The organism is Nocardia sp. NPDC059764 (assembly GCF_042732555.1).
Taxonomy (GTDB): domain Bacteria; phylum Actinomycetota; class Actinomycetes; order Mycobacteriales; family Mycobacteriaceae; genus Nocardia.
The window spans coordinates 1-3,694 of the sequence record NZ_JBHWHH010000310.1; the positions used below are offsets into that span (position 1 = coordinate 1).

Genomic DNA, 3,694 nt, shown 5'->3' on the forward strand with positions numbered 1-3,694 from the left:
GCCTTCTTGGCGGGAGCCTTCTTGGCAGCCTTCTTGGCCGTGGTGGCCTTCGAGGCGGTGACCTTCTTGGCAGCGGCGGCCTTCTTGACCACGGCGGCCTTGGCCGGAGCCTTCTTGGCGACCGCCTTCTTGACGGCGGCCTTCTTGGCGACCGCCTTCTTGACGGCGGCCTTCTTGGCGGGAGCCTTCGACGCCGCCTTCTTGGCGGTGGTCTTGGCCGGAGCCTTGGTGGCGGCCTTCTTCACCGTCTTCTTGGCGGCGACCTTCTTCGCACCGGCCTTGCCCGAAACCGGGGCAGCCACACCGCGCTTCACGGCCGGGCCGCTCGAGGCGATCTTCTGCTTGCCCGCGATGATCGCCTTGAACTGCGCACCGGGACGGAAGGCCGGGACCGAAGTCGGCTTCACCTTGACGGTTTCGCCGGTGCGCGGGTTGCGAGCGACACGCGCCGCGCGCTTCCGCTGCTCGAAGACGCCGAATCCCGTGATGGTGACGCTCTGACCTTTGTTCACAGCACGCACGATCGTGTCGACCATCTGCTCGACAGCTGCAGTAGCGGTGCGCCTGTCAGTACCCAACTTCTCGGTCAGAACATCGATCAGTTCCGCCTTGTTCATTGAATCCTCCGCAGACTAATTGGCCCGTCGTCGGACCGACTAGGTACCACGGTAAACCCTTTCGGGGCAAGAGTCTATGTGCCACGCGGAAATACATGACGCATGGCACACGCTCAGCTACCGGGTTTGAGGGCGTCCAGCTAACGCCCATCAATGATTACGTCTGCGAAATACGGGCCGGAATGGTTGCGGGTTTCCAAGTCGGCCTTGCGTTTTCGAACTGGCTGATCTCGTCGCTGTGCCGGAGAGTGAGACCGATGTCGTCCAGGCCTTCCAGCAGGCGCCACCGCGTGTAGTCGTCAATATCGAACGGCAACACGACGGTTCCGGCCGACACGGTGCGCGCCTCGAGGTCCACCGCCAATTCCAAACCCGGCTGTTCCTCGAGCAACTTCCAGAGCAATTCCACATCGCTCTGGGCCATCCGGGCCGTCAGAAGCCCGTCCTTGCCCGCGTTCCCGCGGAAGATGTCGGCGAAGCGAGACGAGATCACGACCCGGAAGCCGTAGTCCTTGAGGGCCCAAACCGCGTGCTCACGTGAGGATCCGGTCCCGAAATCCGGACCGGCGACCAGAACACTACCCCGGTTGTAAGGCTCGGTGTTCAGAATGAAGTTCGGATCCGTCCGCCATGCCGCGAACAGACCGTCCTCGAAACCCGTTCGGGTTACGCGCTTCAGATAGACGGCCGGGATGATCTGGTCGGTGTCGACATTGGATCGGCGCAACGGAACACCGATCCCCTTGTGGACCTTGAAGGCTTCCATCGTTGTTTCTCCTGAGTCAGTGGGGGCAGCGGAATCTGGGCCGCTACCGGCGGGCGATCAGTTCAGATCCGCAGGTGAGGACAGGGTTCCGCGCACCGCGGTGGCCGCCGCGACCAGCGGCGAGACCAGGTGCGTACGGCCGCCCTTGCCCTGTCGCCCTTCGAAGTTGCGGTTCGAGGTGGCGGCACAGCGCTGACCGGGGGAAAGCTGATCCGGGTTCATGCCCAGGCACATCGAGCAGCCCGGCTGACGCCATTCCGCGCCCGCGGCGGTGAAAATCTCGCCCAGACCCTCCTTTTCCGCCTGCAACCGCACCCGCATCGAGCCCGGCACGATCAGCATCCGCACCCCGCCCGCGACCTTGCGGCCCTTCAGGATGTCGGCCACCGCGCGCAGATCCTCGATCCGGCCGTTGGTGCACGAACCCACGAAAACCGTGTCCACGGCGACGTCCCGCAGCGGGGTACCCGGGGTCAGGTCCATGTATTCCAGCGCCTTCTCGGCGGCGGCGCGCTCGTTCTCGTCGACGATCTGCTCCGGATCCGGCACCGAGTCGCCCAGCGGCGCACCCTGTCCCGGGTTGGTGCCCCAGGTGACGAACGGGGTCAGGGCGGACCCGTCCAGGTGCACCTCGGCGTCGAAAACCGCGCCCTCGTCGGTCCTCAGGGCGTCCCAGGCCGCCACGGCGGCGTCCCAGTCCGCGCCCTGCGGCGCGTGCGGACGGCCCTTCAGGTACTCGTAGGTGACCTCGTCGGGGGCCACCATGCCCGCCCGGGCGCCGGCCTCGATCGACATGTTGCACATGGTCATCCGGGCCTCCATGGACATGGAGCGCACGGCCTCGCCGCGATACTCCAGCACATAGCCCTGCCCGCCGCCGGTGCCGATCTGCGCGATGACCGCCAGGATGACGTCCTTGGAGGTGACGCCATCGGGCAGCTGACCGTCGATATTGATGGCCATGGTCTTGAACGGGCGCAGCGACAGCGTCTGCGTCGCCAGCACGTGTTCCACTTCCGAGGTGCCGATACCCATCGCCAGCGCGCCGAACGCACCGTGGGTGGAGGTGTGCGAATCACCGCACACCACCGTGGTTCCCGGCTGGGTCAGGCCCAGCTGCGGGCCCACCACGTGCACGATGCCCTGCTCGACATCGCCCATGGGGTGCAGGCGGACACCGAATTCCTGGCAGTTCTTGCGCAGCGTCTCGACCTGCAGGCGCGAGACCGGGTCCGCGATCGGCTTGTCGATGTCGGCGGTCGGGACGTTGTGGTCCTCGGTGGCGATGGTGAGATCCGGGCGCCGGACCGGGCGGCCCGCGGCGCGCAGGCCGTCGAACGCCTGCGGGCTGGTGACCTCGTGCACCAGGTGCAGGTCGATGTAGATGAGATCGGGCTGGCGGTGCTCGCCCTCGCCTTCGCCGCGCACGACGACATGCTCGTCCCAGACCTTCTCCGCCAGAGTGCGTGGCCGGTCGGCCATAGCTCCATCACCTCTCGATAGACATTCCCGTGCCCGGGCTGGTGACACGGTGGCTCGCGTCCGAAGCCGGGGAGCGGCCGGTTTGCCGCGCAGTCAATTTGCATTTCCCAACATGCGAGACGCTAATATCGTTCTATGAGACAGAATAGCGGTATCGGGGTTCTGGACAAAGCCATGGCCGTCCTGCACGCCGTAGCCGAGCAACCCTGCGGCCTCAACGAGCTGTGCGCCCGCACCGGCCTGCCCCGCGCCACCGCGCATCGCCTGGCCGTGGGCCTGGAGACGCATCGCATGCTGGCCCGCGACAGCCAGGGCCTGTGGCGGCCCGGTCCGGCCCTGTCGGAACTGGCGACAACCGCCAGCGACCCGCTCCTGGACGCCGCCTCCTCCATCCTGCCGCGCCTGCGCGAGATCACCGGCGAGAGCGTGCAGCTCTACCGCCGCGACGGCAATGCCCGCGTCTGCGTGGCCGCCATGGAACCGGCCGCGGGCCTGCGCGACACCGTGCCCATCGGGGCCCGGCTACCGCTCACCGCGGGCTCGGCCGCGAAAGTCCTGCTGGCCTGGGCCGATCCCGAATCGCAGCGCAGCATCCTGCCCGAGGCCGTGTTCGGCGAGCGGGCGCTGGCCGAGGTCCGCCGCCGCGGCTGGGCGCAGAGCGCGGCCGAGCGCGCGGCCGGGGTGGCCAGCGTCTCCGCGCCGGTGCGCGACGCGGCGGGCGGCGTGATCGCGGCCGTCTCGGTCTCCGGACCCATCGACCGCATGGGCCGCCGCCCGGGCGCGCGCTGGGCCGCGGACCTGGTGGCCGCCGCCGACGCCCTCCACAAGC

General features: G+C 67.9%; 4 protein-coding genes. 1 reads left to right on the forward strand and 3 read right to left on the reverse strand.

Annotation, left to right across the window (positions count from 1 at the left end; translation table 11 throughout):
• From ACFV4K_RS35010 to leuC, 3 genes are all read right to left on the reverse strand, one after another.
• A partial coding sequence (locus tag ACFV4K_RS35010) for an HU family DNA-binding protein (RefSeq protein WP_379280589.1) occupies window positions 1-617 on the reverse strand: 617 nt, incomplete at its 3' end.
• Between the two features lie 157 nt (window positions 618-774).
• Window positions 775-1,383, reverse strand: coding sequence for a 3-isopropylmalate dehydratase small subunit (leuD, locus tag ACFV4K_RS35015; RefSeq protein ID WP_357097576.1), 609 nt, complete (start codon window positions 1,381-1,383; stop codon window positions 775-777).
• A gap of 57 nt (window positions 1,384-1,440) precedes the next feature.
• Window positions 1,441-2,865, reverse strand: a complete 1,425-nt coding sequence (gene leuC, locus ACFV4K_RS35020) for a 3-isopropylmalate dehydratase large subunit (RefSeq protein ID WP_379280590.1) — start codon at window positions 2,863-2,865, stop codon at window positions 1,441-1,443.
• Between the two features lie 135 nt (window positions 2,866-3,000).
• Between leuC and ACFV4K_RS35025 the strand changes: the two genes are divergently transcribed.
• The coding region (locus ACFV4K_RS35025) for an IclR family transcriptional regulator (RefSeq protein ID WP_379280591.1) at window positions 3,001-3,694 on the forward strand (694 nt) is incomplete at its 3' end.

Excerpts from the sequence above, each read along its gene's own strand:
- leuD (WP_357097576.1), bottom strand. The coding sequence starts at position 1,383 with ATGGAAGCCTTCAAGGTCCACAAGGGGATCGGTGTTCCGTTGCGCCGA.
- leuC (WP_379280590.1), bottom strand. The coding sequence starts at position 2,865 with ATGGCCGACCGGCCACGCACTCTGGCGGAGAAGGTCTGGGACGAGCAT.